The sequence below is a fragment of the Xenorhabdus kozodoii genome (genome assembly GCF_002632875.1).
Classification (GTDB): Bacteria; Pseudomonadota; Gammaproteobacteria; order Enterobacterales; family Enterobacteriaceae; genus Xenorhabdus; species Xenorhabdus kozodoii.
In genome coordinates, this window is sequence record NZ_NJCX01000053.1 from 1 (window position 1) to 5,844 (window position 5,844).

Annotated in this window: 7 protein-coding genes; 1 reads left to right on the top strand and 6 read right to left on the bottom strand. The window is 51.2% G+C overall.

What is annotated here, in order from left to right:
* Positions 1–246: hypothetical protein (locus tag Xkoz_RS22450; RefSeq protein ID WP_208615309.1), on the bottom strand; the 246-nt coding region annotated here is incomplete at its 3' end.
* 53 nt (positions 247–299) lie between these two features.
* Between Xkoz_RS22450 and Xkoz_RS18765 the strand changes: the two genes are divergently transcribed.
* Complete coding sequence (locus Xkoz_RS18765) at positions 300–566, top strand: helix-turn-helix domain-containing protein (RefSeq protein ID WP_099143458.1); 267 nt, start codon at positions 300–302, stop codon at positions 564–566.
* A gap of 637 nt (positions 567–1,203) precedes the next feature.
* On the opposite strand, the gene Xkoz_RS18770 is transcribed toward Xkoz_RS18765, so the two are convergent.
* The 5 genes from Xkoz_RS18770 to Xkoz_RS18790 form a co-directional block, all read right to left on the bottom strand.
* The gene (locus Xkoz_RS18770; RefSeq protein WP_099143459.1) at positions 1,204–2,211 is read right to left on the bottom strand and encodes a tyrosine-type recombinase/integrase; all 1,008 of its coding nucleotides are present in this window, start codon (positions 2,209–2,211) and stop codon (positions 1,204–1,206) included.
* Positions 2,212–2,312: 101 nt separating this feature from the next.
* Positions 2,313–3,332: a TraI domain-containing protein gene (locus Xkoz_RS18775; protein ID WP_099143460.1), complete on the bottom strand. Its 1,020-nt coding sequence runs from the start codon at positions 3,330–3,332 to the stop codon at positions 2,313–2,315.
* 231 nt (positions 3,333–3,563) lie between these two features.
* The gene (locus tag Xkoz_RS18780) at positions 3,564–4,247 is read right to left on the bottom strand and encodes an N-6 DNA methylase (RefSeq protein ID WP_099143461.1); all 684 of its coding nucleotides are present in this window, start codon (positions 4,245–4,247) and stop codon (positions 3,564–3,566) included.
* Between the two features lie 114 nt (positions 4,248–4,361).
* The gene (locus tag Xkoz_RS18785; protein WP_099143462.1) at positions 4,362–5,285 is read right to left on the bottom strand and encodes a DUF1281 domain-containing protein; all 924 of its coding nucleotides are present in this window, start codon (positions 5,283–5,285) and stop codon (positions 4,362–4,364) included.
* Between the two features lie 91 nt (positions 5,286–5,376).
* Positions 5,377–5,709, bottom strand: coding sequence for a TA system toxin CbtA family protein (locus Xkoz_RS18790; RefSeq protein ID WP_244183525.1), 333 nt, complete (start codon positions 5,707–5,709; stop codon positions 5,377–5,379).
* Between the last annotated feature and the right edge of the window lie 135 nt (positions 5,710–5,844).

Sequence of the window (5,844 nt, forward strand, 5' to 3'; positions counted from 1 at the left end):
GGTGGCGAACGTGGTTTTCTGTGCGCTGGCCACGTCTTTAATTGCACAGGCGAGAGGATCTGAAGGTGTCATATGTTGTTTGACCAGCATCGGGTATCGACGGTTAAGCCGGGCATCAAGCCCGGCGAGAGTAAAATTAAGAGCATGCTGAAAGGTAATAACATAAATTTCAATAAATGTGTAGATACCTATGGATTCAGGCAGGGGAGGCTTCGGCCTCGCCGGATAAGTGTCCCGGTATTGCAAACCCTGTCTGGATCACCACCATCAATATTAATTAATGGAAAGGGGTAGCAGGAATGAATAACAACGTTAAAAATGACTGGCATCAGGCCGATATCATCGCTGCACTGCGTAAACGGGGTACAACCTTAGCGGCGGTCTCTCGTGAAGCGGGACTCAGTTCATCAACATTAGCAAATGCACTCAGCAGGCAGTGGCCTAAAGGTGAATGGATAATTGCGAATTATCTCGGCGTCCATCCCTCAGAGATCTGGCCGAGTCGTTATTTTGATATTAATGGTCAACTGATTGAACGTAAGGTTCGCAATAAACCGCAGGAATAATTCACTTCAATTTGTGATCGATGTCGTAAAAATGAGAATTTTTTATATCAAGCCCTGAGATTAAAATGGCTGCCCAATTTAACCATTTTTGAACCTCACGGCTTTTTTGCTTTAAGATGATTTAAAAGCGCACAATGAATGATATAAATAAGCAAAATCAGTTAGATAGAAAAGAAAAGGTAAGCAAAAAAATCCGGGGGCATTAAAAGGGGCACAAACTGAATGGAAGAAAATAAACTTTATATATTCAAAAAGTTATAATGCTTTTCGATTCCGCCTCCGGCACCAAAATTTTATGGCTTATTTGTTTTAGTTATCATAGACTTAACAAGTAAGTTAAAATTTAGGGCTGTTAAGAAAATGTTAAACAATTGGTATTCTGGTTTGCATACTCAATGTTTAAAAAAGCCGTAAATAAGAAATACAGGGTGCCTGCATTTGCAAGCACTCTTTTTTCGCACAAGGTAATGATTTCAGTAATTGATTCTGATGTCAAGTCAGGTGAAAATTTCACGGCGGGATATCGGATCGGACATTAACATTTTTTCCATTCCATCACGCTTGATGCAGGGCAGTTCTCTCCACCATCTCCTTAATCCATCCTGTCTGCCCTGATTTTTTTTACCGGACGTTTTTCTTATACCGAAAGATCCAGATAAAACGCCAGCTCGCTTTCCAGCGTTTTCCCCGCGATTTCCATATCAATATCAATATATTCCATGGTGGTCGCCAGACTGCGGTGTCCCAGCAGGCTTCTGACCAGTTGCAGATTACGGTCGGGGGCTTTCATCAACTCCGTTGCCAGTGTATGACGAAAACGGTGTGGGGAGACGGCAAAACCACACTCTTTCGACAATCGATTGAAGAAAGAACGGATATGTTGCTTTTCTTTATCGTGATCATACTGGTAACTGACCCTCCGCCCGTGATGACGAAAACGCAGGCGGGTTAAATCAAACAGCGGATCATCGTCTTTCGCCCCACAGGCTCTCGCCTGTTCAACCCACTGTGCCAGCCGGGGTTTGAGCTGCCGGATCATCGGTATCCGCCATTCACTGTGGTTTTTACTGCCCTCGACACGCAAGACAATATAATTGCCGTCCAGGTTGATATCCCGCAACCGCAGGTGCAATAACTGGTTCTGGCGCATGCCCGTCAGCCGGAACGTGTCCAGTACCGCCAGCCAATACCCGGTCGGGTATAAGGCGCAGCGCCCTCCCCGGGGAGCAACCTGTGTGCGCTCTTTTTCCTCATACTGCCCCATCAACAGATAGAGCCGGGTTATCTGGGATTTACTCAGAATTTTCTTCTTTTTCTTCTCTTTTTTCACTGCCGCATCGTTAAACGGGTTCTCAGTATGTGGCAGCAGTTTCCGTTCGATGCCGAAATTAAAGATCGCCCGCATATGCGCCACCTTATTGTTCCAGGTGTGGCTCGATTGTTTTTTCTCCAGCAGCAGATGGCGTCGCCACCGCAGGACATCCCGGTGAGTGACCTGTTCCGGCAAAACCGTTTCTCCCAGGAATTGGATAAAGACCCGGATGACTTTGCGATAACTCCACTCGGTGGCCGGTCGCAATATATGTGAAAAAAAATACTCGTCCAATAACTCATCCCAACTGATTTTTTCTGCGGTAAGCAACATGTTATTTTTTCCTTAATGCATTAACCAGATTATGCCATTCAATTGTTCATAAACAGTTTTATGTAAACACAAAATATCGATAATCCGTTAAACTATTCACATTACAATAATGTCTTGTCGTTATCTTTGATGGCAACATTTTCTTTATCCGATACAGACTGTTTGGCGAATTTCGAGCCGTGATGATGATTTTTTGCCTCTTCCGGATGAGCAGGGTCATGACCGGATTGAAATAAAGACAACAACGTCAGGGTATCACTGTCGCCGGAAGGCTCAGGGGTCAATGCCGTTGCTAACGGGGAGCCGGGAGAAGCCGGGCGGGGTTCATCAGGTGATACCTCAGCAACATCCGGCACCGCAGAAGCCGCCGCCCCCGGTTTCAGCAAAGGAGACGCCACCTGCCCGGCGGCTTCCTGAAGTAATGCATCAATCAACGGCATGGAGGAAGAATGGCCACCAAGCCGCAATGCCAGGCAGTCCCATGCCTCTGGCACCAGAAACAACCATTTCACCGCGTCTTCTGGCAGTAAACGGGCTGCCAGTAAGGGTTCCAGTGGCACAGACAAATCGGGTCGGGACGGCCGGAACCGAAAACGAAAACGACGCTCTGGCGTCCATAATCCCGGTTGCCAAAAATGCCCGTCTTCCAGCTCCCCTTCCAGTTGCCGCAATAATGGCAGGTGGTAAAACAACGCACTCCAGAACACCACAGCCTGCCAGAGCAGGCTTTGGGCGGCCTGCGTTTCCGGCGCGGCACCCGGTGGCAGCAGATGCCCTTTTGCCCGCCGCACGGCACAGGTGGTAAATTGCAGCGTCAGGTCAGCAAATCCCCCCGTCCCTGACCAGTCGCCCTCTGGCGTGGCGGGGATGCGCTGAACACTGCCCAGCAGTTGTTTAACCGGTGCCAGATAAAAACGCTGGTACAGCCCTTCCGGCAGGGCACTGTTTTGCCATAATTGTTGCAGGCACTGGCGACGCAGCCGGGTGGCCAACAGTTCATCCGCCGATTGCGGCCGGCAATAGCCCCGGCTGTCACGCATGCCTTCCGGCGGGGTGTCGGCGGATTTTTGCTGTGGCGCAGGCGGCTGGCGGGTAAAGTGGGATTTAAAACGCGCAAACATAATTTTTCTCCTTTGGTTCAAACTGGCCCCAGTGTCGATAAATCCCGGCCTGAAACAAGGCAAAACTCTTTTTACGAAAATGAAAATTAACCTGACTCGATTCACCCCTGGATTGACTTACCGAACCCGCTTAATTTTCATAATAAATCAGTGGGTTAATACCATTTAAAAATAAAAAAAACGCCCCGAAAGGCGCCCGTGGAAGAAAAGAAAGTCAATGTGAAAAAAGGGTTATGCGGCGTGTTCACCGGCCTGCAACCGGCGCGACCAGTTGCCCAGATAATACGCCGGCGTGTAACGGGTTCGTTTGCTGCCGCCAGCCTGTAAGGCATCACCGACAGTCACCGCGGCCGGGATGTCGGTCAGCGAAAACTGGATATAAGCCATCACCGCCGCCAGCGGGTCAATATCAATCGCAGAAACCCACAGACTGCACATCGGGTCATACCCCTGCTGCCGCAGAACGTCAGCGGCGGCCAGGGTCATACAACCCGCCCCGCAAGCCGGTTCATACAGGGTCACAAAGGGTTTCGCCTGCAACTGCCCGGCGACATCCTGCAACTGTATCTCCGCCATCATTCTGGCCACATTCCAGGGGGTAAAGAATTGCTGAAGGCCTTTATTCCCCAATTCCAGCTGCATAAACACACTGCCCAGAAAATCACAGGGAGCCTGTACCAGCCCCAGTACCACACGAGAAAACAACTGCACAATCCGGTCAACATCTTCTTTTTCGTACTTTTTGATGGTTTTCAGGTAATACTGCTCCAGCTCCTCGCTGAAGCAGTATTTATTGTGGATAGCCGCCATCGCACAGTAACAGAAATCCCGGAAGACCGGATACCGGTCGTGATAGCGAGCCGTCTGGTTAAACAAAACGATAAATTCTTTTTGATAATCCGCTTGTGATGACATTCGGTGTTTTCCTGACAAAAAATCAGGGGAAAACCCGCCCGAAAAGGGAACCGGTTTCCCCTTTCGGTTGACGTAAAGATAAAGCACTACAGTGATAATGGATTAAATAACGCGTTATTGCCCCACCGCGATGGCCGGCACGGGCCGGTTCGCCGCCGGCTGTTCATCGTTGACCAGATACAGCGCCGGACGATTTTCCCGGCCTGACAGCCCGTTGCCGCTGTCCACATGCTCGCCCTGGTCATAGCAATCGTAGCCGCGCCAATGACTGGCCGGCTCGTGGTATCCGTGACGAATTTCACAGTCAAACACCGATGACAACGCCCCCATCAGTTCCGCAGACGGCGGTGCCCACGGGGAGTCAAAGCACACGATTAAGCTGCTGACATGCCGGCGCGCCCAGCGGACATGGTGCCCGAACGGCCATTCCATGCCGTATTGGGCGTCGTAAAACTGCGCCGGGGTCGCAATGCCGGTCAGCAAGCCGCTGTGACCGTTAATCTCAGTGGCCAGACGGGTCGGCAGTATCATCAGCATATCGCAGGGCTGCGCCGAGGTGGGAAACACATTCAGCTTATCCCAGCACGCCCCGATATCCGGCGTCTCAGACCAGCCCACCATCCCAAACCAGTCGGTATACTGGCGGGTCAGGAGGCGGGCGATAATGTCACGCGCCGGTGCCGGCACGCTGTCCCAGCGCAGCAGGCCGAGACCCGACTGGCGGTACAGGTTATCAATCCGTTTAATGTTGTCGCTGTTTAACGGCACATCATCCTGCAACACCTTCAGCCACTGCTCAAAGGCCAGGTTCTGCGCCGTCGGTGCCGCCGTGCCACGCACTAAATCGGGGTAAGGGGCATAGGTTTGCGGTTTGGTCGGTTTCAGTATCCCGGCACAGCCGGCCAGAAACAGCCGCAGGCTTTGCAATACCGCCTGACGGTAACGGGGCGGCTCTTCACCGCACACCCATTGCTGCATGACGTCAAGACACACCGATTTGCCGGTGACTTCCAGTTGATTGGTACACCATTCTGCCATGGTTCAGTTCCTCATTAGATGGATAAAAAAATAAACAGGAGGAACCGCGCCATCCGGGCACCGTTCCCCCGATGGGTAGATTGAAAAAAGGTTACGGTCTGGTTTGCCTGAACCGTATTTCAGTCAGGCCGCGGTCAACAATAACCGCCAGCTCATCGTGGGTATCCAGGTAAGGCGTACTGCGCGGGACAGCCGCCGTGTCCAGCCGGGTTAAGTCGTATTTATCCACCAACGTGTTGATGGCTTCACAAGGCCGGACACCATGGGCTATCAGTTCCGCCACCGTGTCAGTTTCACACAGTGCCGTATCAGTCAGGCTCAGGCCAAAATGCCGTTGCAGCAATGCCTCCGCAATCCCCTGCCAGACGGTTAAACCGTAACCGTCCGGTGATCTCACCTTGTTCCGTCCATTCAGCTCATGCACGCTACGGCTTCTGATTTTTCATTTGGAGAGCCCATCATGCGCCGTAACCGATACACCCCCGAACAAAAACAGCGCCATGTGACCCAATGGCGGCACAGTGATCTGACCCGAAAACAGTATTGTGAACAGCATCAG

Bases quoted from the DNA above. Each gene is read 5' to 3' on its own strand.
- Xkoz_RS18780 (WP_099143461.1), bottom strand. From the start codon at position 4,247: ATGTCATCACAAGCGGATTATCAAAAAGAATTTATCGTTTTGTTTAAC.
- Xkoz_RS18785 (WP_099143462.1), bottom strand. From the start codon at position 5,285: ATGGCAGAATGGTGTACCAATCAACTGGAAGTCACCGGCAAATCGGTG.
- Xkoz_RS18775 (WP_099143460.1), bottom strand. From the start codon at position 3,332: ATGTTTGCGCGTTTTAAATCCCACTTTACCCGCCAGCCGCCTGCGCCA.
- Xkoz_RS18770 (WP_099143459.1), bottom strand. From the start codon at position 2,211: ATGTTGCTTACCGCAGAAAAAATCAGTTGGGATGAGTTATTGGACGAG.
- Xkoz_RS18765 (WP_099143458.1), top strand. From the start codon at position 300: ATGAATAACAACGTTAAAAATGACTGGCATCAGGCCGATATCATCGCT.